This is a genomic window from Marimonas lutisalis, from assembly GCF_005434965.1.
GTDB classification, from domain to species: Bacteria; Pseudomonadota; Alphaproteobacteria; order Rhodobacterales; family Rhodobacteraceae; genus Marimonas_A; species Marimonas_A lutisalis.
This window is the reverse complement of sequence record NZ_SKCI01000001.1, coordinates 909483-935455: the sequence shown is the minus strand read 5'-3', so window position 1 is coordinate 935455 and position 25973 is coordinate 909483. Positions and strand designations below refer to the sequence as shown.

Annotated in this window: 27 protein-coding genes and 2 tRNA genes; 16 read left to right on the top strand and 13 right to left on the bottom strand. The window is 65.7% G+C overall.

Annotated elements, in window-relative coordinates:
- Nucleotides 1–3 precede the first annotated feature (3 nt).
- The gene (locus tag E0501_RS04440; protein WP_137700121.1) at nt 4–1311 is read left to right on the top strand and encodes a pyruvate dehydrogenase complex dihydrolipoamide acetyltransferase; all 1308 of its coding nucleotides are present in this window, start codon (nt 4–6) and stop codon (nt 1309–1311) included.
- A 42-nt stretch (nt 1312–1353) separates the two neighbouring features.
- On the opposite strand, the gene E0501_RS21660 is transcribed toward E0501_RS04440, so the two are convergent.
- Both E0501_RS21660 and E0501_RS21655 read right to left on the bottom strand, forming a co-directional pair.
- Nucleotides 1354–1524 carry a c-type heme family protein gene (locus E0501_RS21660; protein ID WP_268888883.1) on the bottom strand — a complete coding sequence of 57 codons (171 nt, stop codon included), beginning with the start codon at nt 1522–1524 and terminating at the stop codon, nt 1354–1356.
- Nucleotides 1525–1535: 11 nt separating this feature from the next.
- On the bottom strand, nt 1536–1922 hold the full coding sequence (locus E0501_RS21655) for a c-type heme family protein (protein ID WP_137700119.1): 387 nt from the start codon (nt 1920–1922) through the stop codon (nt 1536–1538).
- Between the two features lie 198 nt (nt 1923–2120).
- On the opposite strand from E0501_RS21655, the gene E0501_RS21095 reads away from it, so the two are divergent.
- Nucleotides 2121–2258 carry a hypothetical protein gene (locus E0501_RS21095; RefSeq protein ID WP_161594552.1) on the top strand — a complete coding sequence of 46 codons (138 nt, stop codon included), beginning with the start codon at nt 2121–2123 and terminating at the stop codon, nt 2256–2258.
- Nucleotides 2259–2278: 20 nt separating this feature from the next.
- Here the strand turns inward: E0501_RS21095 and E0501_RS04425 are convergent, their stop codons facing one another.
- Complete coding sequence (locus tag E0501_RS04425) at nt 2279–3154, bottom strand: glycosyltransferase family 2 protein (protein WP_137700118.1); 876 nt, start codon at nt 3152–3154, stop codon at nt 2279–2281.
- A gap of 152 nt (nt 3155–3306) precedes the next feature.
- Here E0501_RS04425 and E0501_RS04420 point away from each other — a divergent pair, with 152 nt between their 5' ends.
- Nucleotides 3307–4083: a hypothetical protein gene (locus tag E0501_RS04420; protein ID WP_137700117.1), complete on the top strand. Its 777-nt coding sequence runs from the start codon at nt 3307–3309 to the stop codon at nt 4081–4083.
- Here the strand turns inward: E0501_RS04420 and E0501_RS04415 are convergent.
- From E0501_RS04415 to E0501_RS04400, 4 genes are all read right to left on the bottom strand, one after another.
- A complete protein-coding gene (locus E0501_RS04415; RefSeq protein WP_137700116.1) occupies nt 4068–4298 on the bottom strand; it encodes an RND transporter in 231 nt (76 codons plus the stop codon). The two genes, E0501_RS04420 and E0501_RS04415, sit on opposite strands and share 16 nt — an antisense overlap.
- Before the next feature lie 33 nt (nt 4299–4331).
- Nucleotides 4332–4408 (bottom strand) — tRNA-Asp (locus E0501_RS04410).
- Between the two features lie 126 nt (nt 4409–4534).
- Complete coding sequence (locus E0501_RS04405; RefSeq protein ID WP_161594551.1) at nt 4535–5638, bottom strand: RCC1 domain-containing protein; 1104 nt, start codon at nt 5636–5638, stop codon at nt 4535–4537.
- A gap of 108 nt (nt 5639–5746) precedes the next feature.
- Nucleotides 5747–5823: transfer RNA gene (locus E0501_RS04400), tRNA-Asp, on the bottom strand.
- A gap of 268 nt (nt 5824–6091) precedes the next feature.
- On the opposite strand from E0501_RS04400, the gene E0501_RS21650 reads away from it, so the two are divergent.
- Nucleotides 6092–6214, top strand: coding sequence for a hypothetical protein (locus E0501_RS21650; protein WP_268888876.1), 123 nt, complete (start codon nt 6092–6094; stop codon nt 6212–6214).
- Between the two features lie 39 nt (nt 6215–6253).
- Nucleotides 6254–6586, top strand: a complete 333-nt coding sequence (locus E0501_RS04395; protein WP_137700114.1) for a TfoX/Sxy family DNA transformation protein — start codon at nt 6254–6256, stop codon at nt 6584–6586.
- Here the strand turns inward: E0501_RS04395 and ndk are convergent.
- The 3 genes from ndk to E0501_RS04380 all read right to left on the bottom strand — a co-directional run bounded on the left by ndk (nt 6583) and on the right by E0501_RS04380 (nt 9429).
- The gene (ndk, locus tag E0501_RS04390) at nt 6583–7005 is read right to left on the bottom strand and encodes a nucleoside-diphosphate kinase (RefSeq protein ID WP_137700113.1); all 423 of its coding nucleotides are present in this window, start codon (nt 7003–7005) and stop codon (nt 6583–6585) included. The two genes, E0501_RS04395 and ndk, sit on opposite strands and share 4 nt — an antisense overlap.
- 78 nt (nt 7006–7083) lie before the next feature.
- On the bottom strand, nt 7084–8289 hold the full coding sequence (locus E0501_RS04385) for a multidrug effflux MFS transporter (RefSeq protein WP_137700112.1): 1206 nt from the start codon (nt 8287–8289) through the stop codon (nt 7084–7086).
- 159 nt (nt 8290–8448) lie between these two features.
- Nucleotides 8449–9429, bottom strand: a complete 981-nt coding sequence (locus tag E0501_RS04380) for a sterol desaturase family protein (protein WP_137700111.1) — start codon at nt 9427–9429, stop codon at nt 8449–8451.
- 101 nt (nt 9430–9530) lie between these two features.
- Between E0501_RS04380 and E0501_RS04375 the strand changes: the two genes are divergently transcribed.
- Together E0501_RS04375 and E0501_RS04370 are read left to right on the top strand one after the other, a co-directional pair.
- Complete coding sequence (locus tag E0501_RS04375; RefSeq protein WP_137700110.1) at nt 9531–10454, top strand: LysR family transcriptional regulator; 924 nt, start codon at nt 9531–9533, stop codon at nt 10452–10454.
- An 83-nt stretch (nt 10455–10537) separates the two neighbouring features.
- Nucleotides 10538–12373 (top strand): ABC-F family ATP-binding cassette domain-containing protein, encoded by a 1836-nt coding sequence (locus E0501_RS04370; protein WP_137700109.1) that lies wholly within the window; start codon nt 10538–10540, stop codon nt 12371–12373.
- Nucleotides 12374–12391: 18 nt separating this feature from the next.
- Here E0501_RS04370 and E0501_RS04365 read toward each other — a convergent pair whose 3' ends face one another.
- Nucleotides 12392–12934, bottom strand: a complete 543-nt coding sequence (locus tag E0501_RS04365) for a hypothetical protein (RefSeq protein ID WP_137700108.1) — start codon at nt 12932–12934, stop codon at nt 12392–12394.
- 221 nt (nt 12935–13155) lie between these two features.
- Here E0501_RS04365 and E0501_RS04360 point away from each other — a divergent pair, with 221 nt between their 5' ends.
- From E0501_RS04360 to E0501_RS04335, 6 genes are all read left to right on the top strand, one after another.
- The gene (locus tag E0501_RS04360; RefSeq protein WP_137700107.1) at nt 13156–13773 is read left to right on the top strand and encodes a MarC family protein; all 618 of its coding nucleotides are present in this window, start codon (nt 13156–13158) and stop codon (nt 13771–13773) included.
- 17 nt (nt 13774–13790) lie between these two features.
- Nucleotides 13791–14369, top strand: a complete 579-nt coding sequence (locus E0501_RS04355; RefSeq protein ID WP_137700106.1) for a retropepsin-like aspartic protease family protein — start codon at nt 13791–13793, stop codon at nt 14367–14369.
- 248 nt (nt 14370–14617) lie between these two features.
- Nucleotides 14618–15934, top strand: a complete 1317-nt coding sequence (locus E0501_RS04350; protein WP_137700105.1) for a glutamine synthetase family protein — start codon at nt 14618–14620, stop codon at nt 15932–15934.
- A gap of 58 nt (nt 15935–15992) precedes the next feature.
- Entirely contained in the window at nt 15993–16673 is a 681-nt protein-coding gene (locus E0501_RS04345; RefSeq protein WP_137700104.1) for a type 1 glutamine amidotransferase, read from the top strand.
- On the top strand, nt 16670–18031 hold the full coding sequence (locus tag E0501_RS04340) for a glutamine synthetase family protein (protein ID WP_137700103.1): 1362 nt from the start codon (nt 16670–16672) through the stop codon (nt 18029–18031). Before E0501_RS04345 ends, E0501_RS04340 begins: the two co-directional genes overlap by 4 nt.
- Nucleotides 18028–19332, top strand: coding sequence for an NAD(P)/FAD-dependent oxidoreductase (locus E0501_RS04335; protein ID WP_137700102.1), 1305 nt, complete (start codon nt 18028–18030; stop codon nt 19330–19332). The genes E0501_RS04340 and E0501_RS04335 overlap by 4 nt, the downstream gene beginning before the upstream one ends.
- Before the next feature lie 104 nt (nt 19333–19436).
- On the opposite strand, the gene E0501_RS04330 is transcribed toward E0501_RS04335, so the two are convergent.
- Together E0501_RS04330 and E0501_RS04325 are read right to left on the bottom strand one after the other, a co-directional pair.
- Nucleotides 19437–19901, bottom strand: a complete 465-nt coding sequence (locus E0501_RS04330) for a DNA polymerase III subunit chi (RefSeq protein WP_137700101.1) — start codon at nt 19899–19901, stop codon at nt 19437–19439.
- Nucleotides 19902–19910: 9 nt separating this feature from the next.
- Nucleotides 19911–21380 (bottom strand): leucyl aminopeptidase, encoded by a 1470-nt coding sequence (locus E0501_RS04325; RefSeq protein ID WP_137700100.1) that lies wholly within the window; start codon nt 21378–21380, stop codon nt 19911–19913.
- Nucleotides 21381–21517: 137 nt separating this feature from the next.
- Between E0501_RS04325 and lptF the strand changes: the two genes are divergently transcribed.
- From lptF to E0501_RS04310, 3 genes are read left to right on the top strand one after another with little or no spacing between them, the layout of a single operon-like run.
- On the top strand, nt 21518–22660 hold the full coding sequence (gene lptF, locus E0501_RS04320) for an LPS export ABC transporter permease LptF (protein WP_137700099.1): 1143 nt from the start codon (nt 21518–21520) through the stop codon (nt 22658–22660).
- Complete coding sequence (lptG, locus tag E0501_RS04315) at nt 22657–23754, top strand: LPS export ABC transporter permease LptG (protein WP_137700098.1); 1098 nt, start codon at nt 22657–22659, stop codon at nt 23752–23754. The genes lptF and lptG overlap by 4 nt, the downstream gene beginning before the upstream one ends.
- A gap of 2 nt (nt 23755–23756) precedes the next feature.
- Complete coding sequence (locus E0501_RS04310) at nt 23757–25970, top strand: LPS-assembly protein LptD (RefSeq protein ID WP_137700097.1); 2214 nt, start codon at nt 23757–23759, stop codon at nt 25968–25970.
- The last annotated feature ends 3 nt before the right edge of the window (nt 25971–25973 follow it).

Genomic DNA, 25973 nt, shown 5'->3' with positions numbered 1-25973 from the left:
GAGATGCCCACGGAAATCCTGATGCCCGCGCTCTCTCCGACCATGGAGGAAGGCACGCTCGCCAAATGGCTGGTGAAAGAGGGTGACACGGTGCAGTCCGGCGACCTTCTGGCCGAGATCGAAACCGACAAGGCGACGATGGAATTCGAAGCCGTCGACGAAGGCGTGATCGGCAGGATCCTGGTGCCCGAAGGCACCGAGAACGTGAAGGTCAACACCGCCATCGCCGTGCTGCTGGACGAAGGCGAAAGCGCCGACGATATCGGCGCGGCCGCCCCGGCCGCGGCCCCTGCTGCCGCGGCGGAACCGGCCCCGGCACCGGCCAAGGCCGACGCCCCGGCCGCCGCCATGCCCGCCCCCGCCGCGCCTAAAGGCGGCGACGGCACGCGCATCTTCGCCTCGCCGCTGGCCCGCCGCATCGCCGCCGACAAGGGGCTGGATCTCAGCCAGATCACCGGCTCGGGCCCCAAGGGCCGCATCGTCAAGGCCGACGTGATCGGCGAGGCGCCCGCCGCGCAACCCGCCGCAGCCGCCCCGGCAGCGCCTGCCGCTGCCCCCACTGCTGCGCCCATGCCGCAGGGTGCCGATGCCTCGGCCGTGGCCCGCATGTACGAAGGCCGCGAGTATGAGGAAATGAAACTCGACGGCATGCGCAAAACCATCGCCGCGCGCCTGACCGAGGCCAAGCAAACCATCCCGCATTTCTACCTGCGCCGCGACATCCGCCTCGATGCGCTGCTGAAACTGCGGGCCGAAATGAATGCCGGGCTGGAAAGCCGCGGCGTCAAGCTCTCGGTCAACGATTTCATCATCAAGGCCTGTGCCAACGCGCTGCAGGCGGTGCCCGATGCCAATGCCGTCTGGGCCGGCGACCGGATCCTGAAGCTGAAACCTTCGGACGTGGCGGTGGCCGTCGCCATCGACGGCGGGCTTTTCACCCCGGTCATCCAGGACGCCGACAAAAAATCGCTCTCGGCGCTCTCGGCCCAGATGAAGGATCTCGCCACCCGCGCGCGCGACCGCAAGCTCGCCCCGCATGAATACCAGGGCGGCAGCTTTGCCATCTCCAATCTCGGAATGTTCGGCATCGACAATTTCGATGCGGTCATCAACCCGCCGCACGGCGCTATCCTGGCCGTCGGCGCGGGCGTGAAGAAACCTGTCGTGGGCAAGGACGGCGAACTGGCCGTCGCCACGGTGATGAGCGTCACGCTCAGCGTCGATCACCGGGTGATCGACGGCGCGCTCGGCGCCCAGCTTCTGCAGGTGATCGTCGACCAGATCGAAAACCCGCTGGCGATGCTGGCCTGACGGCGTCGTAGGGTGGGTTTTCAACCCACCCTGACCGCCCCCCTATTCAAGAACCTTCTTCAGCGTGAACACACCGCGCATCTGGCCCACGGCAAAACCGCGCGCCTGGTCTTCGGGATATAGCGTTTTCAGCACCTCCTCGACCTCGGGCTTCACCTGTTCTCCGCCATGGCAGTTCAGGCACAGCTCACCCGTGGGGATCGCCTTGACCAGCGAAACACCTGCTAGCCCTCTTCCTCGACAATCCCCGCCATCGCCATGTCGGCGGCCTTCTCGCCCGCCGCCTCGCGCTCCAGGAACGCCTTGATCGCGGCGTCGGTATAGGCGTCCGGCGCATTTTTCGGGTTGCGCAGCCGGTGCGAGGATCGCGCCACGCTCCAGCCCTTCTCGGCGCCCACCTTCGCGGCGATCTCGGGGGCTTTCACGTTGCACACCGCCACCGCATGCGCCGGGCCCTTGGCCTCGACCGCGGCCAGCAGCTCCGCCTTCAACGCGCCGCCAAAGGCCTGGATCACGCCCTTGCCTTCCTCGGCGAGCGCCGCCTTGTCGGCGGCCGATGCCGCACCGGTCATCAGGGCCAGTACCCCGGCCATCATCCATGCTGTTTTCATCTCGTCCTCCCGTTTCGGAACAGACGTTCGCGCGCAGCTCTATCCTAGCCCGAATGCCCGCCAACCGGGCAAGGCGCAATTCGCCGCGCCGCCCCAGGCCAGGGTGTTATCGGATAACACCGCGCCATGCGGCCCACGTTTTTGAATGACATGCCCGCGCCACCCCATCTTTGCACCAAAGCAACGAAAGGGCGCGCCATGACACGCAAACTCCTCGGGATCTGCCTGGTTTTCACCGCCACGGGCCTGCTCGTCTGGGCCGGGCTCAACGCGCGACCCGGTCAAACCGGCGCCGGCCTTCAGGCCCCCGCTCCGGTGCAGGTCACCACGCTTTAGGCCGCGCCACGGCACAGCGCTCAGAAAATGCCGAAAAACCGCTCCGGCAGCTCGAACTGCAACTCGTATTCGGGCCGGTCGAACTCGTAGAACCCGGTATCGCCGCGCGGGCGGAACGTGTCCTGCATCCGCGCACGATAGGGCGCCATGTCGAACCCCTCGACCATCTCCAGATCGGCAAAGGCCTCGAACACCGCGCGATCCTCGCCGCGCGCCTCGGCAAACCAGTGCCGGCCGATCGCCGTGTCCTTCACCGAGGTGCCCAGATCCCCCGTCACCTTGTTGCGCCGGTTCATCGCCTCCACGTATTCCGGGAAATCGCAGAATTTCAGGTGGAAAAGATAGAGGTCATCGGGCGCGATCAGCTTGCCATATTGCGTGAAATGCCCGCCCCGGGCGATCTTGGTCCCCGCCGATATCACGCAGGGCTTGGAATAATGCGGGGCCAGCCGCACATGGCGGCGCGGGCCCAGGATACGCTCGCCCACCGCCTCGGGCTCAAGGTCGATCCGGTGGATCACCTCCAGGCCCAGCGGCGTCAGCACCCGGCGAATGGGCGCATCCCACAGGTAGTCCAGCAGGTTTTTCCCCTTGGCCGGATCGACCACCACCAACTCGTCGACATCGCCCACGATCACGTGGTCGTAATAGCTGCGCAGCCCCATCACGAGGTTGTTCAGCAGCCGCCAGCGCTTCATGTCGAAATTCTTGTGCGGGTCGCCGGGGATGCCGATGATGTTGCAGCCCGCCGCCAGATCGGCCACCGCCTCGCCCCGGCCATGGTTCACGATGTAACAGTTCTCGCGCCCCAGCACCTCGCCGTAATGATGCAGCCACGCGCGCAGGAAAAACAGGTCCTCGCGCACCATGGTGACGGCCGCCACTTTCGATTGCATATGCCCACTCGTTCCTTGCAGCCCACGTTCCGGGGCCTTTTTGCCTCGCGCCGACACTAGCGGGTTTGCCGCGTCATGAGAAATGAAATATTCTGCGCCCGGGCCCCGTCCCCGGGGCGGTGGCCCCAACAGGATCAAAGGATCGGGCAGTTATGAGTGCAACCATCCCGCAGGTGTTCCGCGACACCGGGCTATACCCCCGGCGCGTGGACCGCACGCCGCTGAAACAGTTCCAGGTGCTGGGCGAACGCGCCTGCGCCACCAACCTCGTGCGCAAGGTGATCGACAAGAACGCCCAGATCATGCGCACCGAGGCGCTGGGCTGGAAACATGCCACGCCCCACATGGTCGCCATCCCGCGCGATTTCCTGATCGTCTGCGTCGTGCGCAACGCCGAGAACTGGGCGCTCTCGATGCACAAACGCCCCTGGCACGCCGATCCCGCGCTGCAGCGGCTCACCTTTTCCGAGTTCCTGCGCGCGCCCTGGCGCGGCATCGTCGACCGCCCCGCCGATTTCGAGGAGATCCACCCCGAGATCGCCGGCCGCGTCGAGGGCCTGGAGATGGAGTTCGACCGCCACCCGATCACCGGCCGCGCCTTCCAGAACCTGTTCGAGCTGCGCCGGGTGAAACAGGCGGCCCTTGTCGGCATGCTCAACCGCGACTGCAACATGCTCCTGGTGCAGGCCGAACGCGTGCAGGCCGACCCCGAGGGCTTTTCCGCCTGGTTCAACGACACGTTCGATCTGAAACTGCAGGGCGAGCGGATCAAGGGCGTCAAGCGCCGGCTTGGCAACCGCTTCAACCTCTCGGTCGATGAACGCGGCGAAACCCCCGAAAGGCTCAATAACGACGACCGCGCCTTCATGCTCTCCCAGCTCGATCTCGACCTGGAGTCGGCGCTCGGTTACGATTATTCTCCGGGCTGAGGCTTGGTGGCCTCGCGCACGCCTTTCAGGACGAGCAGGATCACCGGCGTGCCGTGCATCAGCAGATCGAAAATGTCGATCGGACGGCTCAACTCCCCCGCGGCCAGCATCTTCAGCTTTTCCCAGATATGCGGCTCGGGCGTGAACGGCGCCAGCCCCAGGAAAATCGCCGCGAAAATCAGAAGCGTCCAGGAAAGACTGTCGAGAAACCGCATTGCACCGCCTTTTTCGGGAGTTTGGGGGGAAAATGGCGCGGTTGACGGGGCTCGAACCCGCGACCCCCGGCGTGACAGGCCGGTACTCTAACCAACTGAGCTACAACCGCGTTGGGGGTCAGATAGTGCCTGCCCGCGCCCCCGTCAATGCCCCAATTGCCGCGCCTGCGCGCTTGCGCGGCGCGCGGTGCAGATCTTGCCGGGGCGGGCACGCCGGGCAGGCGCAGGCTCGGCCATCACGGCAACCCCGGCACCGGTACGGGCCGGTCGGGGGCCATGCCGTCGATCACCGGGCTGCCCTCGAACTCCGACAGGCCCCAGCACAGCACCTCGCCGTCCGCGATGGCACAGCCAAAGGCCGCGCCCAGCGCGACGCGGGTGGCGCCGGCGATCCCCGGGATCGGTTCGGGCGGCAGGGCGACGGTTTCGGGCGACGGCTCCTCGTAGGTGGGCGTGCCCCAGCAGATCACCGCGCCGGCCTGAACCGCGCAGGCGGCGAAAAGATCGGCATCCAGATCCGTAGCCTGGCCGACGCCCGCAACCTCACCGATCCCGATCGCCTCGGACCCGCCGGTGATCCGAAGCGTCTGGGTGCCCAACTGCCCCATCAGGTTCGATCCCCAGCAGGTCACCTGCCCGCCTTCGCCCAGCCCGCAGGCAAAGTTGCGGCCATTGGCCACTTTCGACAACGCGCCGAAATAGCTGGGCTTCATCAGCAGCGGCCGCGTCGATTCATAGACAAAGGCGCGGCCCGGTTCCGTAGGGTTGTCCGATCCCCAGCAACTCAGCTGCCCGCCCCACAGCACCACGCAGGTATTGTTGACACCCGCCGAAAGCGACCGCACGCCGCGGATCCCCGGCACCTGCAGCGGCTCGATCACCCGATCCGTGTTGCCGCAGCCCACCTCGCCGCAGGGGTTTTCGCCCCAGCACCACAGGCGGCCATCCACCGCCACCGCACAGACATGGTTGAACCCCAGCGCCGCGGCGCGCACCGGCGGCAGGCCCTCTACCTGGAACGGTCCGTGCGAAACGATCGGCGCATGCGCCCGCATCGAACGCTGGTAATCCAGCCCCCAGCACCACAGCCGCCCGGCCCAGTCGACCGCGCAGGCACCGAACCGGCCCACGGCGATGGCCGAAGCCGGCGGCAGCCCCTCGACCCGCCAGGCGGCAAAGGGCGGACCGCCCCCGTCACCCGGATACTCGCCGAAGCAATAGACCGATTTGTCATCGTAAAGCACACAGCCCAGCGTTTCCGAGACGTCGATCTCAACCGCCTCCTGCGCGGAGGCGAGCGTCGCCATCAGAACCCAGCCGAGGATCCCCAAGACCCGCATCATGCGCCTCCCTCGCCGGTGGTCGTCCCAACCAGCCTAACAGGAAAAGCATCCGGTCCCGAAACGAAAAACGCCTCCCCTGCGGGAGGCGCTTTCTCAAAGCAGCGGTGGCGCGGTTGACGGGGCTCGAACCCGCGACCCCCGGCGTGACAGGCCGGTACTCTAACCAACTGAGCTACAACCGCCCACTGCCCGCCCCGGCCGGTCGGCCCGGGCGTGAAGGCGTGTTTAGGCCCACGCGCGCGGGGCGTCAAGCACCGGAATCGGGGTTCGGGGCGAAAAAATGCACCCCGGGCGGCGTGGCATAAACACCACGCCCAGCCCCCTGCCCGATTTTCGCCACATTTCCGCCAGAAAGCTGCCCTGATCCACCCGCAGCCTGACCCGACAGCCCAGCGCGCCACCCGGCGCAAGGCCGGACGGCGCCCCTTTTGATCTGTGAAGGAGCACAAGATGGCTTCGTCGAAACCGCCGCAACCGGCCCCCGCCGCGCCCCAGGCCCCGAAATCGCAGGCCCAGCCGCGCAAGCCGCAGGCCAAACCCCGCCCCGTGATCACCGATTACGCCTCGCTCTGAGACGTGACAGCCGGGCGCGCAGGCCCTAACCTGCGGGTCATGCCAACGCCCGTTTCATCCATCCGTAATCTCGGCCCCGCGATGGAGGCCGCTTTTGCCCGCGCCGGGATCCACTCAGCCGAGGAACTGCACGCGCTGGGCGCCGATGCCGCCTATGCGCGGCTGCTGGAAACCGGCCACCGGCCGCATTTCATCGGTTATTACGTTCTGGTCATGGGGCTGCAGGGCCGCCCCTGGAACGATTGCAAGGGCGCGGAAAAGGCCGCCCTTCGCAAGACATTCGACGCGCTGAAGGCCGCCAAACACGACAAGGGCCGCTCCGATCTCGAAGCGGCCCTTGATGCAATTGGCGTGATCGAAAGGAAGGCTTAGCCGACCAGTTCGAGCCCCGAGAAGAAGAAGGCGATCTCTTCTTTCGCGGTGTCCGGCCCGTCCGAGCCGTGGACCGAGTTTTCGCCGATCGACAGGGCGAAGGTCTTGCGGATGGTGCCTTCGTCGGCCTCGGCGGGGTTGGTCGCGCCCATGATCTCGCGGTTGCGGGCAATGGCGTTCTCGCCTTCCAGCACCTGCACCACGATCGGCTCGGAAATCATGAATTCGCACAGCTCGCCAAAGAACGGGCGGTCCTTGTGCACGCCATAGAACTGCTGCGCCTGCGCCAACGTCAGCTGGATACGCTTGGAGGCGACGACGCGCAGGCCGCCCTCTTCCAGCATGGCAACGATCTTGCCGGTCAGGTTGCGCTTGGTGGCGTCGGGTTTGATGATGGAAAACGTGCGTTCCAGTGCCATGTGTCAGGCTCCTTGATGTGGTGGGTGTCGAATTTGGCGCCCTGCTAGCATGGGCCGCGAGCTTTGAAAAGCCACTGATCAGATGTCAGGGCGCAACCGCTCCAGCCGCCCGGTCGCATAGGCGCCCAGAAGGCCCAGGAAACTGGTCACCGCCATCGAACCCAACAGAACGTAAACGCCAAAGGCATTGGCCACCAGCGCACCCACGGCGGTGGAAATCGCGGCGCCGCCGGCCAGCGTCAGCGCGCCTGAAAGCCCCGAGGCACTGCCCGCCAGGTGCGGCGCCACCGACATCACCCCGGCATTCGCCCCCGGCAGCGTCAGCCCGTTGCCCAGCCCCACGAAAATCGCACCGGCGAAAAACACAGCCGGATGCGCGGCCCCCAGCGCGATCGCCGCCATCGCCAGAAGCGGCCCGACCGTGGCAAACCACCGCCCCATCACCATCAGCTTCACGATCCCCCAGGCCCGCGTCATCCGTGCGCTCACGATATTGCCAACCATGAACCCCGCCGAGATCGAGCCCATCCCGATCCCCAGAAGCGCCGGCGTCAGGCCAAACCGCGCCTCGGCCACCTGCGGCGCACCGCCCAGGAAGGCGTAGAACCCGCCGACCGAGAACACGAGCACGACGCAATAGCCCCAGAACAGCGCCGCGCGGAACAGCTCGGGATAGGATCGGAACTGGTCGGAAAAACTGGCCGAAGGGCGCAGGTTCGTCTCGCCCAGATCGGCCCAGCTCAGCGCCAGCATCGCCGCGCCCATCAGCACGAAGGCCCAGAAATTCGACCGCCAGCCAAAGGCCTCGTCCAGCACCCCGCCGATCACCGGCCCCAAGAGCGGCGCCAGCGCCATCGCCGTGCCGATCACCCCCAGAATGCGCGCGGCCTCCTGTGGCTCGCACATGTCGCGCACCACCGCCCGGCTCAGCACCATGCCGACGCTGACCGAACATTGCAGCATGCGAAACCCCAGGAACACCCAGACGTTTTCGGCCAGCGCACACCCGACCGAGGCCAGCGCGAACACCGCCACGCCGGCCAGCATCACCGGCCGCCGCCCGATCCGGTCGCTCAGCGGCCCAAGGATCATCTGCAACACCGCCGACATCGCCAGGTAGCCGCCCAGCGCCAGCGACACGAGGCCGTAATCGGCCTGCAGGTCCTCGGCGATCTGCTTCAGCGACGGCAGAAACATGTTGAGCGACAGCACGCTGATCGAGGTCAGCAGGATCAGGGTGATGATCCTCGGCGGCGTGCGCGCGGGTGCTGTGGCCTGGGCCATGGGGCGCCATTTCCGTTAACATGCGAATGGTCAAGCGGTATCGCGGCGCCGCACCATGTGCAACCCGGCTTCAAACCGGCCCACGCGTTCCCCGCCGGCGCAACCGTCCCGGGGCGACATGCCCGTCCCGGTCCTTCCATGCGCGGCGCGACGATGCGCCTATTTTCCCATGATCCTTTTTCGGCGCTCCTGCATCTTCTCGTTGGCCTCGATGGTGCCGTCGTGGAACGTGCCGAACCACTTGTCCCATGGAATCTCGAGACTGCCGTAATTGCACTCGAAATAGCGGTGATGCATCTGGTGGTGGAACGTGCCCAGCGCCAGCCTGTTGCGATCCTTGATGACAAGCCCCTGGAAGCCCGTATGCGTGGTCATCGCGGTCAGGAAGAAATACTGCATGTGAAACAGGATGTGCACCGGATGCGCCCCCACCAGAAGGTGCACGAAAACCGAGCCGAGAAAGATCATCTGCTCAATCGGGTGCTGCGACATCCCAGACCAGGGGCCGACATTGATGTTGCGGTGATGCAGGTAATGCACGTGGCGATAGAGAAACGGGATATGGATCGCCCGGTGAATGATGTAGAAATAGAAGCTTTCCCATATCGGGATCAGGAAGAAGATCGCGACGAACCAGGCCGGATTGGCCGCCCAGGTGACCATCGGCATGTGGCCATTGGCCAGCGCCCAGAACAGGACCACTTCATAGGCCGTCCAGATGGCAACCCCGGTGCCAAGCGTCCAGAACATGTTGTCGCGCACCTGCCCGCCCAGGGTGAATTGCCTGCCCTTCACCATCAGCGACCGCGGATCGTATTTCAGTTTCCTGCCCTGCGCCGAGAACGTGTAGAACCACATGTGCAAGGCCCCCCCGACGACGAGGGCCAGCAGGAAATTCCGCACGTAAATCTGCGCGATCCAGCCAGGCGCGAACGTCGCGGATGCCTCAAGCGGCGGCTGGAACCAGTAGAAGCTGGCAAAGGCAATCCCCACGATGATGAGCTTTTCCGAGATCAGGAACCACGAATTCCAGACCCATTTCACCATCTCGACCGGGTTCAGGGGCCAGGTGAAGAAGGGCGAAACCTTCAACGGGACATCGGGCAGATGGTTCCAGCCCTTTAGCTGGGTGTCGGACATGGCGTTCCCCTGTTCGCAGGTCTGCCTCGCAGTTTGACACAAGGCCCTTCCCGTGAAAAACAGAATGAAATGATGATCTTCATCTGTTTTCCCGAGGTGTCATGGCCGTCTCCATCCAATCCATGCGCTATTTCACCACCGCTCTGGCACATGGCAGCATCTCCAAGGCGGCGGACGAGCTGAACGTTGCGGCATCGGCCGTTTCGGCGGCCATCGACAGGATCGAGGCGCATTTCCAGCTCACACTGGTCAACCGGTTCCGGTCGCGGGGCATTACCGCCACGGCCAGCGGGCGGATTCTTGAACGCAAGTTCACCCATCTCCTTGAAGAGTACGCGGCAGTGATGGCCGAAGGGTCTGACCTGCAATCCGCCCTCACGGGCGAGTTGCGGATCGGCTATTACGCCCCGGTCGCCCCGGTCTTCCTGCCCGACATCCTGGCCGAGCTTGCCGGGGCCGAGGGCCAGGTGACACTGCACCTTGAGGCATGCGACAATGACCGCGCGCAGGAGGGGTTCCTGGCCGGTGAGTTCGACGCGATCCTCTTCGTCTCCGACGCCGCCCTGCCGCAGGTCGCCTTCGACGTGCTGATCGAGGCTCCGGCCTATTGCCTGACCGCGCCCGACCATCCGCTGGCGCGGCAGGCCTCCGTGCGCCTCGACGATCTCGCCGACGAGGCGATCATCGTCCTGAACCGCCCGATTGCCGTCGACTACTATCGCCGTCTTTTCCGCGATGCCGGGCACAACCCGGCCAGGATCGCCTATGCCAACTCCACCGAAATGGTGCGCAGCCTGGTTGGCGCGGGTCTGGGATGTGCGGTTCTGAACATGCTGCCCGCAACGGATGTCAGCTATGCGGGCGACCCGCTTGTCGCGCTGCCCATCGGCGATGACCTGCCGCCATTGTCGCTGGCGCTGGGCTATGACAAGTCGAACCCGCGCCGGATCGTCCGTCACTTCGTGACCCGGTGCCGGTCCTATTTCAGCGAAGGCGCCGGGCGCCGCCACATCGTCGCACCCTAGATCCGCAACTTGTCCCCTGGCGACGGCACCGCCCCCTTGCGCGCGCGATTGACAGCCCCCTGCCCCTCTGGCACTCCGCCGCCATGCTGCGTCTTGATGACATATCCTATTCCGTGGCGGGCCGGCCGCTGATCGAACATGCCTCGGCCACCATCCCCACCGGGCACAAGGTGGGGCTTGTCGGGCGCAACGGCACCGGCAAGACAACGCTTTTCCGCCTGATCCGGGGCGAACTGGCGCTGGAAACCGGCGAAATTTCCCTGCCGCCGCGCGCCCGTATCGGCGGCGTCGCGCAAGAGGTGCCCGGCAACGAGGTGTCGCTCCTCGATACCGTGCTGGCCGCCGATACCGAACGCGCCGCGCTGATGGCCGAGGAAAGCGACGATCCCGCGCGCATCGCCGATATCCAGACCCGGCTGGCCGATATCGACGCCTGGAGCGCCGAGGCCCGCGCCTCGGCGATCCTGCGCGGCCTGGGCTTTACCGCCGACGAGATGCAGATGCCCTGCAGCGCGTTCTCGGGCGGCTGGCGGATGCGCGTGGCGCTGGCCGCGGTGCTCTTCTCCGCGCCCGACCTGCTGCTCTTGGATGAACCGACCAACTATCTCGATCTCGAAGGCGCGCTCTGGCTGGAAAGCTATCTCGCCAAATACCCCCATACCGTGCTGATCGTCAGCCACGACCGCGGGCTGCTGAACCGCGCGGTCGGCGCCATCCTGCATCTCGAGGATCGCAAGCTGACGCTCTACCAGGGCAATTACGACGCCTTCGCCGAAACCCGCGCCGCCCGCCTCCTGGCGCAGGAGGCCGAGGCGAAGAAACAGGAGGCGCGGCGCGCGCATCTGCAATCCTATGTCGATCGCTTCCGTTACAAGGCCGACAAGGCGAAACAGGCGCAATCGCGACTGAAGGCACTGGCGCGGATGAAACCCATCACCGCCCCGCAAGAGGCGGCGCTGCGCGCCTTTTCCTTCCCCAGCCCGGAAGAGCTTTCGCCGCCCATCATCCGGATCGAGGGCGGCGCCGTCGGCTATGACGGCACGCCGGTCCTGTCGCGGCTCGACCTGCGCATCGACCAGGACGACCGGATCGCCCTTCTGGGCCGCAACGGCATGGGCAAATCCACCCTCTCGAAACTGCTGGCCGGCAAGCTCGGCCTGATGGCCGGCCGCATGACCACCGCGGCCAAGCTGCGGGTGGGCTATTTCGCCCAGCACCAGGTCGAGGAACTGCATCTCGACGAAACCCCGCTCGATCACATCCGCCGCCTGCGCCCCGACGAGGCACCGGGCAAGCTGCGCGCGCGGCTGGGCGGCTTCGGCATCGGCGCCGAACAGGCCGACACGCTGGTCGGCCAGCTCTCGGGCGGGCAGAAGGCGCGGCTCTCGCTGATGCTGGCCACCATCGACGCGCCGCATATGCTCATCCTCGACGAACCCACCAACCACCTCGACATCGAAAGCCGCGAAGCCCTGGTCGAGGCGCTCACCGGCTATTCCGGCGCGGTGATCCTCGTCTCCCACGACATGCACCTGCTGTCCCTGGTCGCCGACCGGCTGTGGCTGGTCAGCGATGGCCGCGTCACCCCCTATGACGGCGATCTGGAAAGCTACCGCCAGATGCTGCTCGCCCCCGAGAAACCGGCGAGACCCGAAAAACCCAAAGAAAAGCCCAAGCGCCCGTCGCGCGATGTTGTGCTGGCACTGCGCGCCGACGTGCGCAAATGCGAGGATCGCGTCGACAAGCTCAACGACATGCGCGACCGTCTGGCCGAGAAGCTGGCCAAGCCCGAGCTTTACGACAACCCGGCCGAGGCCGCCGTCTGGCAGAAGAAATACGCCGAGGTGATGGAGGGGCTGGAGCGCGCCGAAACCCTGTGGATGGCGGCGCTGGAAAAACTCGAGGCCGCGGAGGGCTGAGCCCGACCGCGGCGATGCCTACCCGGCCAGGTGCCACCCCAGGGTGACGTGCCCGCGCTCATCCAGGCCCATGATATCGCGGCAAAAATCGCCTGCCGCTTCCCGCACGCCGTCAAGGCCCTCGAAGGCGGCGCTTTCGAACCAGACACCGCCAAAGGATTTCTCGGTCCGCTCCACCGCGCCGAACCGCCCCGCGAGCGCCTCGGCCCGGGCGATCGCGTCGCGCCGCGTCTCGTCCAGCGCGATCTCGACCCGGTAAAGATGCTGACCGGCCCGCTTTTCCGTACTGCGCAGAACGAAACCCGCATCGCTGATTGCGGGCCGCACGAAGTCGCGCTGAGGCACCGCGCGCTCGATCATGACATAGGATCGCGCCAGCGCTGCGGGAAAGACCGCGCCCAGCGCCTCGCCGAACCGATCGACCCGGGCCTCGTTGATCCGCCCGGAACGCTCGTAGTCGGGCTGCGGCTGTCGCGCCATCCGCGCCTTGCGTGTCAACGCGTATTGCAGCGCGACAATGGCCGTCGGCGTGATGCCAGCCGACTGTCCCAGAACCCACATGCAAACCGTCCTTTTTCCGATGCCCCGCGTCCCTGGCAGGCTAGGCCGCGATCTGGGCAACAAATGGGCGAAACCCGGAAAATTTCCGCACAATCCATAGACCTCGACGCCAGCAAGAACCGGCATTTCACCTAACAGGCGCGCCAGTTCGGACAGAGCCGGAGTTGCCAGGCGCGATACGAACCTTGCGCCCCTACTCGATCCCGCCTAGCACTGGGCGCATGGATCCCGCCTTTCTCATTACCGCCTTCGTCACCCTTTTCGTGGTGATCGACCCGGTCGGCCTCACGCCGCTTTTCATCGCGCTGACCCAGGGCAGCGCGCAGCGCCGCGCCATCGCGCTGTGCGCCTGTGTCATCGCCTTTTTCATCCTCACCGCCTTCACGGTGTTCGGCGAGGCAGTGCTGGGCTTCGTCGGCATCTCGATGCCCGCCTTCCGCGTGGCGGGCGGCGCGCTTCTCTTCCTCACCGCGCTCGACATGCTCTTTGAACGCCGCACCAAGCGCCGCGAGGGCCAGGCCGAGGAGGAAGACGCCCCCGACCCGTCGGTCTTTCCGCTGGCCATCCCGCTGATCGCGGGCCCGGGTGCCATCGCCTCGGTCATCCTGCTGGCCGGGCAGCGCCCCGGGGTGGCAGGGCTCGCCGCCGTGATCGGCACGGTCGCGGCGGTGCTGGCGGTGGTGCTGATGTTCTTCCTGCTCTCGGGCCTTCTGGAACGCGCGCTCGGGAAAACCGGGATCAATGTCGCCACCCGGCTTCTGGGCATGCTGCTTGCCGCGCTCTCGGTGCAGTTCATCCTCGACGGGCTTGCCGCCTACGGGTTTGCCAGCGCCGCCTGACGCCCTATATCCCTGTCATGTCGAACGATCCCGCATCCCTCACCTATCTCGTGCTGCTCCTCTCGGTGCTGGTGTTCTGGTTTTTCATCCAGAACCGCCGTCAGCTGGGCAAGATGGTGCAGCAGGCGCTCGCCTGGGGCCTCATCTTTGCCGGCGCGCTGGCCGTCGTCGCGCTCTGGGATGACATCCGCCAGGCGGTCACCCCGCAGCAATCGGTCTTTGCCGATCAGGGCGTGATCGAACTGCCCCGCGCCCCCAACGGCCATTACTACATCACCGCCGAGGTGAACGGCGCTCCGATCCGCTTTACCGTCGACACCGGCGCAAGCGAGATCGTGCTCAGCCAGTCCGACGCCGAGGCCGCGGGCATCGACACCGCCGATCTGGCCTATGTCGGCCGCGCCTTCACCGCCAATGGCGAAGTGCGCACCGCGCCCGTGCGGCTGGACAGCATCAGCATCGGCCCGATCCGCGACACCGGGCTCCTGGCCTATGTCAACGAAGGCCAGATGGATGGCTCGCTTCTCGGGATGAGCTATCTTCAGCGCTACTCAAAGATCGAGATTACCGGCGGCGCCCTGACACTGACCCGCTAAGCGTTTTGCGCTGATCGCCAGAGCGGATGCGCACGCCATGTTAATCTCTTCCGTTAACCCGATCGTAAGATTTGCCCGGCAGCCGGATGTCAGCCGGGGGGTGCACGCAAGTCACCCCCCTCATTCTGCCCAAGCCGCCGCCATTAACCTCACGGAACGGTCCGTTTACCCCGCTTCCGGCAGGAAAGCGCTGGACTTTTTCGCCCGGCCCCCCGATATTTTGATCAAATTTTGCAAGCGAGCGATCCATGGATCTCAGACATCTGCAAACCTTCCGCGTCGGCGCGGCCGATCTCAATGGCCAGATGCGTGGCAAACGCCTGCCCGCCGCAACCGCCGCCAAGCTTGAAAGCGATGGCGTGCGCATGCCCTATTCGGTGCTCAACGTCGACATCTGGGGCGCCGATATCAAGGGCAGCCCGCTGGTCTTCGACACCGGCGACGCCGATGGCGTGCTGAAACCCACCGAACGCGGCCCGATGCCGATGCCCTGGCTGGAAAACCGCTCGGCGCTGGTGCCGATGTGGATGTTCCATGACGATGGCACGCCCTTTGAGGGCGATCCGCGCCACGCGCTGGCGGCGGTCCTCAAACGCTATGCCGATCGCGGCTGGACCGTGCAGGCCGCGACCGAGATGGAGTTTTACCTCGTCGATGACAGCGGCGCGGCGCTCGCCCCGCCGATCAACCCGCTCTCTGGCCGCCCGATCCAGGGCCAGGCGATCCTGTCGCTCAGGCAGCTCGACGCCTTCGATGCCTGGTTCAGCGCGCTGTATGAGGCCTGCGAGGTCATGGACATCCCCGCGCAATCCGCGATTTCCGAGGCGGGTCTGGGCCAGTTCGAGGTTGACATCAACCATTGCGAGGCGATGCGCGCCGCCGATAATGCATGGCTTTTCAAACATTTGGTGCGTGGCCTTGCCCGGCGTCACGGCATGGCCGCAACCTTCATGGCCAAGCCCTTCGCGGGCGATGCGGGCAACGGCATGCACGTGCATTTCTCGGTGCTCGATGCCGATGGCAACAACATCTTCGACAATGGCGGCGACGATGGTTCGCCGCTTCTGCGCCATGCCATCGCGGGCTGCCTGAACACGCTGCACGGTGCCACGCTGATCTTCGCGCCGCACGCCAATTCCTATGCACGGTTCGAACCCGGCGCCCACGCCCCCACCGGCGCGGCCTGGGCCTATGACAACCGCACCGCCGCGATCCGCGTGCCCTCGGGCCCGCCCGCCGCGCGGCGGATCGAACACCGCGTTTCGGGGGGCGACATCAACCCCTATCTCACGCTTGCGGTGATCCTGGGCGCCGCGCTCGCCGGGATCGAAGACGGCGCCGAGCCGCCCGCGCCGATCACCGGCAATGCCTATGATCTCGATCTCGACGGGCTGGCCCCGGACTGGGCTAGCGCCATCGACGTGTTCGAACGCGACCCGATGATCGCCCGCATTCTCCCCCAAGACCTCATCACCAACCTGTGCTATACGAAGCGGCAGGAATTGGAGGGGATGCAATCCATCCCCGCCGAGGAGCAATGGAAACCCTATCTCGAAACCGTCTGAACCCCGCGCCGCCCGTTCCGCAACGGGCCGCAAAATTTGATCAAATCCGGAGATACCCGTGAGAATCGGCATCCTGCAAACCGGCCACGCCCCCGACGAGGTTCAGGGCGAGCTTGGCGATTACGACGCCATGTTCCGCCGCCTGCTTTCGGGCCAGGGCTTTGATTTCAAAACATATAATGTGGTCGATGGCGAGTTTCCCCCGGGCCCCGAGGCCGCCGATGGCTGGCTGATAACCGGTTCGAAACACGGCGCATACGAAGATCACCCGTGGATTGCCCCCCTCGAAGAGCTGATCCGCGCCATCCGCGACTCGGGCCTTCCCCTCATCGGCGTCTGCTTCGGCCACCAGATCATCGCCCAGGCGCTCGGCGGAAAAGTCGAGAAATTTCAAGGGGGTTGGTCGGTCGGGCGGCGTGAGTACACGATCAATGGCAAACCTATGCACCTCAACGCGTGGCACCAGGACCAGGTGGTCGAACTGCCCCCGGGCGCGCAGGTGATCGGCTCGAACGATTTCTGCGCCAATGCCGCGCTGATGATTGGGGACACGATACTGACGATTCAACCCCATCCCGAATTCACCTCGGCCATGATCGACGGCCTGATCCGCCACCGCGCCGGCGGCCTCGTCCCGCCCGAGCTGATCGACCGCGCCGCGGCGCAGCTCGACGATCCCACCGACAACGCCGCCTTCGCCGAGATGATGATTACCCTTTTCAAAGAGCATTCCAAATGAGCAACGACTGGCAATCCACCCTGCCCGAGGCCGCGCAGGAGTACCTCACCGATCGCCGCCTGGACGAGGTCGAATGCATTATCGCCGACCTGCCCGGCATTGCCCGCGGCAAGGCGGTGCCGGCCTCGAAATTCGCCCGCCAGGCCTATTTCCACCTGCCGGATTCGATCTTCTATCAGACGATCACGGGCGATTGGGGCGAAGCCGCCGGCGACGAGGGCTTCATCGAACGCGACATGATCCTCAAGCCCGATATCGACACCGCCACCGCCGCCCCCTGGACGGGCGACTGGACGCTGCAGGTGATCCACGACGCCTTTGATCGCAAGGGTAATCCCATTCCCTTCGCACCGCGCAACGTGCTCAAGCGCGTGGTCGACCTTTACCGCAAACAGGGGTGGGAACCGGTGGTCGCGCCCGAGATGGAATTCTACCTCGTGGCCCGAAACCTAGATCCCGCCAAGGCGATCGAGCCGATGATGGGCCGCTCGGGCCGTCCGGCAGCGGCGCGCCAGGCCTATTCGATGACCGCGGTCGATGAATTCGGCCCGGTGATCGACGACATCTACGATTTCGCCGAGGCCCAGGGCTTCGAGATCGACGGCATCACCCAGGAAGGCGGCGCCGGCCAACTGGAAATCAACCTGCGCCACGGCGATCCGGTGAAACTGGCCGACGAGGTGTTCTACTTCAAGCGCCTCATCCGCGAGGCGGCGCTGCGGCACGACTGTTTCGCCACCTTCATGGCCAAGCCCATCGCCGACGAGCCGGGCAGCGCCATGCATATCCACCACTCGGTGATCGATATCGAAACCGGCAGGAACATCTTCTCCGGCCCGCAAGGGGGTGAAACGGATGCCTTTTTCCACTTCATCGCCGGGTTGCAGAACCACATGCCCTCGGCCATCGCGCTCACTGCACCTTACGTGAACTCCTATCGCCGCTACGTCCGCGAACATGCCGCGCCGATCAACCTGGAATGGGGCCGCGACAACCGCACCACCGGCATCCGCATCCCGCTGTCGGGGCCTGACTCGCGCCGGGTGGAAAACCGGCTCGCGGGGATGGACTGCAACCCCTATCTCGGCATCGCCGCCAGCCTCGCCTGCGGCTATCTCGGCATGCTCGAGGAAGAACGCCCCGACAAGCAATACAAGGGCGACGCCTATGAGGGCGAAGAGGACATCCCGCGCGAAATGGGTGCCGCGCTCGACATCTTCGACGAGGCCGAAAAGCTGCACGAGGTGCTGGGCCCCGATTTCGCCCGCGTCTACTCCATCGTCAAGCGCACCGAATACGAGGAATTCCTGCAGGTGATTTCCCCGTGGGAGCGTGAACATCTGCTGCTGAACGTATGAACCTGCTCTTTTCCAACGACAAACGCGGCGAGTATCCCGCCAGCTGGTATGCCGCCACCGCGCAGGACCTGCCACGCTTTCCCATGCTCAAGGGCGAAACCCGGGCCGATGTCTGCGTCATCGGCGGCGGGTTCACCGGGCTCTCGGCGGCGCTGCACCTCGCGCAGGCGGGCCGCGATGTGGTCCTGGTCGATGCCCACCGCGTGGGCTTTGGCGCCTCCGGCCGCAACGGCGGGCAGCTGGGCTCGGGCCAGCGCGTGGAACAGACCGAGCTGGAAAGAATGCTGGGGCCGGACGATGCCGCGAAACTCTGGTCGCTGGCCCAGGATGCCAAGGCGCTTGTCAAATCACTCGTGGCCGAGCACGCGATCGACTGTGACCTGAAACCGGGCGTGGCGCATGCCTGCTTCACCAGGGGCGAGGTCGCACATGAACACGCCTATGCCGAGCACCTGCAAACCCGTTACGGCTATGACCAGATCACCCCGCTCGACCGCGACGGCATGCAGGCGGTCTGCCCGTCTCCGAAATACGTGGGCGGCACGCTCGACATGGGCGCCGGTCACCTGCACCCGCTGAACTATGCAATCGGTCTCGCCCGCGCCGCGGCTGCGGCCGGCGCGCGCATTCACGAAGGCACCCACGTGCATACGATCACAGAGGGCCGCAGCCCGATCGAAGTCCGCACCGATGCCGGCAAGGTTCGGGCCGAACACGTGATCCTCGCGGCGAACGGCTATCTCGGCGGATTGAACCGCAAGGTCGCGGCCCGGGTCATGCCGATCAACAATTTCATCGCCGCCACGCCCCCCCTGGGCGATGATGCCGCCCGCGTCCTGGCCCGCGACGTCGCGGTGGCGGACACGAAATTCGTGGTAAACTATTTCCGCCTGACGCCGGACAAGCGGCTCCTCTTCGGCGGCGGCGAAAGCTATGGCTACCGCTTCCCCGATATCGGCCGCACCGTGCGCAAACCGATGGCCGAGATCTTTCCCCATCTCGCCGACATCCCCTTCGACTACACCTGGGGCGGCACGCTCGCCATCACCATGCGGCGGCTGCCCTACGTCGCGCGCGTCGCGCCCAACATCCTGTCGGCCTCGGGCTATTCAGGTCACGGTGTGGGCAGTGCCACCCATGCCGGGCAGGTCATGGCCCGCGCGATCCAGGGCGAAACCGACGGGTTCGACACGCTCTCGCGCATTCCCAGCCGGCCCTTCCCGGGCGGACCGGCGATGCGTACGCCGCTGCTGACCCTGGCGATGACATGGTACGCGCTGCGCGACCGGCTGGGCATCTAGCGCCCACAAATCACGATCCGGTCTTCATCTGACCGAAAATACCTCGGGGAGCGCGAGGGGCTGGCCCCTCGCTCCTGCCCCCGAAACCGGCAGACCCGCCCGGGTCAGCCGCCCTTCTGCGCCTTCATCTCCCAGCGGCCCGATTCTTCCGACCAGTATTGCGCCGCGCATCCCGCATCGGTCAGCGCCTTCCACTGCGCCCGCGCGCGGGCCAGCGCGCTGTCGTCATTTCCATCGAACAGAACGCAGACCCGGTCCAGCGCGCCCACTTCCTCGGCGCTTACCTCGGCACCGTCCACCGCCATCAGGCAGGCCGCCGCATTGGCATTGTCCCCGGCGGTGGTCAGCAGCACCGGTTGCATCGCATCGTGCGCGCCACCCGCCTGTCCATGCGGCAGGAACCGGTCCTCGGGGCCCAGCCACAGCTTCTGGTCCAACCAATCCATGCGCGCCGCATCGGTGCCGCGCACCAGCACCTTCCAGCCCCGGCCGAGCGAGCGTTCCAGCAACTCGGGCAGCGCCGCCTCGAGCGGGCGGCGCGTCAGGTGATAGAAGAATACCTCGCCCATAAGGCTTTGTTATCCCTCGTAATTGTCGGCCACCAGCCGGTTCAGCGCCAGCACGCCCCAGCCGGTCGCGCCCTCGGGCGCATAGGCGGTGTCGGTTTTCACGCTGGCGACACCCGCGATATCGAGGTGGATCCAGGGCGTGTCCTCCTTGACGAAACGCTGCAGGAACTGCGCCGCGGTGATCGACCCCGCGGGCCGGCCACCCACGTTCTTCATGTCGGCGATGCGCGATTTCAGCATGCCGTCATAGGCCTGGCCCAGCGGCATCCGCCAGGCGCCTTCGCCCTCGGCCTCGGCCGCCTTCAGGAAGCTTTTGCAGAAATCGTCATTGTTGGAAAACACCCCGGCATTCTCATGCCCCAGCCCGATGATGATCGCCCCGGTCAGCGTGGCCAGGTCGACCATGCCCACCGGCTCGAACCGGTCCTGCGCGTACCACATCACATCCGCCAGGACGAGCCGCCCCTCGGCATCGGTGTTGATGACCTCGATCGTGTCGCCCTTCATCGAGGTCACCACGTCGCCCGGACGCGTGGCGCGGCCCGAGGGCATGTTCTCGACCAGCCCGACCACGCCCACGACATTGGCCTTGGCCTTCCTCAGCGCAAGCGCGCGCATCACGCCCGACACCACCCCGGCGCCGCCCATGTCCATGGTCATGTCTTCCATGCCGGCGGCGGGTTTCAGTGAAATGCCGCCCGTGTCGAACACCACGCCCTTGCCGATCAGCGCCAGCGGCTTTTCGCCCTTCTTGCCGCCAAGCCATTGCATGACAACAACTTTCGACGGGCTGTCGCTGCCCTGACCGACCGACAGAAGGCTGCCCATCCCCAGCTTTTCCAACTCCGCCTCTTCCAGCACCTCGACTTTCAGGCCAAGGTTCTCCATATCCTTCAGCCGCTCGGCAAAGCTGGTCGTGGTCAGGTGGTTGGCCGGTTCGTTGACCAGGTCGCGGGTGAAATGCACGCCCTCGGCCACCGCCAGCGGCGCGGCGCAGTCGGCTTTCACCTCGTCAGGTTTCGAACACATCACCGTCACCGCGCCGCGCGGCTCGGGCTCGGCCGTCTTGTGCGTGTCGAACCCGTAGGCGCGCAGCGCCAACCCGGTCACGATCTCGTCGCTGCGCGTGTTGCTGCCCGCAGCCAGCACAAGGTCGGCCTTGCCCATGCGCTTGGCCAGCTCCACCCCCGCCTTGCGCGCCTCCTCCACCTTGGGGCGCCGGGCCAGCTTGACCACGTCCAGCGCCTCGGCGGCCATGCCGACAGGATAGGCCAGGCTCAGCACGTCGCCCGGCTTGGCCTTGGCAAAGCGTTCCCCCTCGATCAGGCGCTTCACCGCGCCCTTGGTCAGCCGGTTCGCCCGCCGCGCAACGATATCGAGCCGTCCGCCCTCATCGACCAGAACCGCGACCCGGCCCTCGGCCCCGGCGATCGCGTCGACTTCGGTCTCGGCAAAGGTGAAACTAATCGGTTGTGTCATGGCGCGCGGCTCCCGTGTGAATATCCTGCCAGAATACCTAGCGCGGAGCCGCCGACTTGGCCAGATAGCAGTTTACCACCCCTGCCGCTTTCCTGTAATGTCCACGCAATATCTTGTTGCCCCGGGGGGAGTGCATTTTGGCCAGATTCGACAGGTACATACTGTCGCAACTCATGGTGCTGTTCGGGTTCTTTTCGCTCGTGCTCGTTTCGGTCTACTGGATCAACCGCGCGGTCAAGCTCTTCGACGTGCTGATCGGCGAAGGACAGACGGCCTGGGTCTTCGCCGAGTTCACCGCGCTCACCCTGCCCAACGTGATCCGCCTGGTGCTGCCGGTCGCGGGCTTTGCCGCGGCGATCTACGTGACCAACCGGCTGAACACCGAAAGCGAGCTGACGGTGATGCAGGCCACCGGCTTTTCGCCGTGGCGGCTGGCGCGGCCCGTGGCCGTGTTCGGGCTGATCGTGGCCGGGATGATGACCGTGCTCACCCACCTGCTGGTGCCAATGTCCACCGCGCAGCTGAAAGAGCGCGAGATCGAGATATCGCGCAATGTCACTGCCAAGCTCCTGACCGAAGGCGCCTTTCTGCATCCCTCTCCCTGGGTGACGTTCTACATCCGCGAAATCACCCCCGAGGGCGCGCTGCGCGATGTCTTCTTGTCGGATCGCCGCCGCGGCACCGAAGGCACCACCTACACCTACACAGCGCGCGAAGCGTTCCTCGTGCGCGATGGCGACAGCTCCAAACTGGTGATGATCGACGGGCTGTCACAGGCGCTCAACAACCAGACCGGCCGGCTCATCTCCACGCATTTCGATGATTTCTCCTACGATATCAGCAGCCTGGTCGGTACCGCGCCGATACAGCCCTTCCGCCTCGAACATGCCGCGACCCTCGATTTGCTGCGCGATCCCGCGGCCGAGGCCGAACGCGCGGGCAGCACGCTGGGCCGCGCGATGGAACAGCTTCACCTGCGCTTCACCCAGCCGCTCCTGTGCGTTGCCGCGGCGCTGATCGGCTTTTCCTCGCTTCTTGTCGGCGGTTTCAGCCGCTTCGGCGTGTGGAAACAGATCGTCGGCGCGATCTTCCTGCTGGTCTCGCTCAAACTGGTCGAGGGCTTCGTCACCGACCCGGTGCTGGCCGAACCCGACCGCTGGCCGCTACTCTACCTGCCGCCCGTCGCGGGCATCTGCGCCGCCGTTGTCCTGCTATGGCTCGCGGCGCGCCCACGCCGGTCGCGGCGCGCCTTCCCGCTACAGGACGAGGTGCCGGCATGACCCTGCACCTCTATTTCGCGCGGAAGTTCCTCTGGATGTTCCTCGGCATTTTCGCGGTGTTCTTCCTGTTGCAGGCACTTGTCGACCTGATCGAACAGGTGCGCAAGCTCGACAGCTCGACCGCGGCCTTTTCCGACATGATGATCCTCACGCTGCTCAACGCGCCAAGCGGGCTGGATACGATCCTGCCCTTAATCATGATCCTGGCCACCGTGGCGCTGTTCATCGGGCTGGCGCGCAGTTCCGAACTGGTGGTGGTGCGCGCCACCGGGCGTTCTGGGCTCAAGGCGCTGGCCGCGCCGGTCACCGTTGCGCTGCTCATTGGGGTCCTGGCTGTCAGCACCTTCAACCCAATCGTCGCGGCCACCTCAAAGCGCTATCAGGAGCTGTTTCAGAAATTCGCTTCCGGCGGCACCGACATCCTGTCGATCTCCTACGAAGGGCTCTGGCTGCGCCAGGGCGGACCCGAAGGCCAGACGGTGATCCGCGCCACCTCGGCCAATCCGGACGCGACCGTGCTCTATGATCTGACCTTTATTACCTACTCGCCCCAAGGCGGCCCCCTGCGACGGATCGAGGCCCGCGAAGCCAAGCTGATCGACGGGGCATGGTCGATGCGCGAGGCCAAGGTCTGGCCACTGGCGCCGGGGCAGAACCCCGAGGGCAGCGCAGTCGAACACGAGAACTTCACCCTGCCATCGACGCTGACGCAGGAACGCATCCGCAACAGCTTCGGCTCACCCAGCGCGATCTCGATCTGGGACCTGCCCGACTATATCGACCAGCTCGAAGAGTCGGGATTCTCGGCCCGCCGTCACACCGTTTGGCTGCAGATGGAGCTGGCCCGACCTCTCTTTCTCACCGCGATGGTGCTGATCGGCGCGGCCTTCACCATGCGCCATGCGCGTGGCGGCGGCACGGGCGTGGCGGTGCTGATCTCGCTGATGCTGGGTTTCACGCTCTACTACATCCGCAACTTCGCGCAAATCCTGGGCGAAAACGGACAGATCCCGGTGATGCTGGCCGCCTGGGCGCCGCCCGTCGCCTCGGTGCTTCTGGGCCTCGGCCTGCTCCTGCATACGGAGGATGGCTGACCATGCGTCTCTCTCCTCTGATTGCCGCCTGCCTCGCCCTGGCGCTGTGCCTGCTGCCTCTGGCCACCCGCGCCCAGCCCCCCGACGAGGCCCCGGACGATACCACCGCACCGATTGACGAAACCGCGACTGACACGGGCCCCTCGGTTCTGGTGGCCGACAAGGTCTATCTCGACGGCAAGACCCGACTCGTGGCCGAAGGCAATGTCGAAGCCCTGCACGGCGACGCCCGGATCCAGGCGAGCCGCATCATCTATGACCGCGAAGCCGATACCCTCACCATCGAGGGGCCGATCACCATCACGCAAGAGGGGGCCGAGGCCCTGATCCTCGCTAATGGCGCCGAGATCGATGCCGCCTATCGCAACGGGCTGCTCACTGGCGCGCGCATGGTGCTCAGCCAGCAACTGCAACTCGCCGCGCTGCAACTGGGCCGCTACAACGGCCGCTATTCCCAGCTCTACAAGGCCGCGGTCACCTCCTGCCGGGTGTGTGGTGCCGATACCCCGCCGCTCTGGCAGATCCGGGCGCGCAGCGTCATCCATGACCAGCTCGAACGACAGCTCTATTTCGACGATGCGCAGTTCCGGGTGCTCGACGTGCCCATCTTCTACCTGCCGCGCCTGCGCCTGCCCGATCCCACGCTGGAGCGCGCCACCGGCTTCCTGATCCCCAGCTTTTCCGGCAATTCGCAGCTGGGCAGCGGGATCCGCGTTCCCTATTTCATCCGCCTGGGCGATCATCGCGACCTGACCATCGTCCCGTTCCTCACCCAGAACTCCCGCACGCTCGAACTGCGCTACCGCCAGGCCTTCAGCAACGGTCGGATCGAGTTCAACGGCGCCGTTTCCAGCGACAATCTCGGCACCGCCGCGCTGCGCTCCTACGTTTACGGCAAGGGCCATTTCAACCTGCGCAACGATTTCAAACTCGACTTCGACCTCCAGGTGGTCAGCGACAAGACCTACCTGTTCGACTATGGCTATTCCGACAACGACACGATGGCGAGCGAACTGCGCCTCAGCCGGACCCGCCGCGATGAAGCCCTGCTTGCGTCGCTGGCGCATTATCACTCGCTGCGGCTGGGCGAAGATGCCTCGACGATCCCTTCGCTGATCGGCGATTTTTCGTATGAAGCCCGCCACTTCCCGCGGCTCACAGGCGGCGAGTTGCGGCTCGGCGCCGCCCTGCACTCGCATTTCCGCTACTCGGACACGGATATCGACGGGCCCGATGCCGATACCATCGTCGATGGCCGCGATGTCACCCGGCTCAACGCCACGGCGCTCTGGCGGCGCGACTGGACGTTGGCGATGGGTCTGCGCACCGGTATTCAGGCCGGCGTCGCCTTCGATCAGTTCTATACTGCCGATGATGCCGCCCGCCCGTCCCAGGCCACGCAGGTCACGCCGATGGCCGCCGTGTCGCTGCGCTGGCCGATGCAGAAGGTCACCCGCAACGGCGCTCTCCACGTGATCGAGCCGATGGTTCAGCTGGGATGGACCGGCGGGTCGCATCTCGACGTCGCCAACGATGAAAGCACCCGGGTCGAATTCGACGAAGGCAACCTCCTGTCGCTTTCGCGCTTTCCCGCCCCCGATCGGCGCGAGCGCGGGCTCGTGGCCGCCTACGGCCTGCACTGGACCCGCATGGGCCCACAGGGCTGGACCTCGCGGTTGACACTGGGCCAGATCACGCGCGAAACCGCGGACCCCAACTTCTCGACCAGTTCGGGGCTGCGCGGCACCACCTCGGCCCTGCTGGTCGCCGGCCAGGTGATGTCGACGAACGGGTTGTCGCTGACCGCCCGCGCGTTGTTCGATTCCAACCTCAACCTCTCCAAGGGCGAGGCGCGCGGCACCTGGCAAACCCCGCGCCTGGCGGTCGGGGCCAGCTATGGGTGGCTCGGGTTCGACCCGTTGGAAAACCGCCCCGCGACGATTTCGGAATGGTCGGTGGACGGGCTCTACCGGATCAGCCGCCACTGGTCGGGCAACGCCAACATGCGCTACGACGTGGTCTCGAACAAGGCGGCCGAGGCCGCCGTGGGGCTGCAATACCGAAATGAATGCGTCACGGTTGATCTTTCGGTCTCGCGTCGCTTCACCTCATCCGCTATCCTCGAACCATCGACGGATTTCAGCTTTACGATCGGGATCAATGGCTTTAGCGCCGAAACACAGGACAAGAGCTACACCCGGACTTGCAGGAACTAGGCA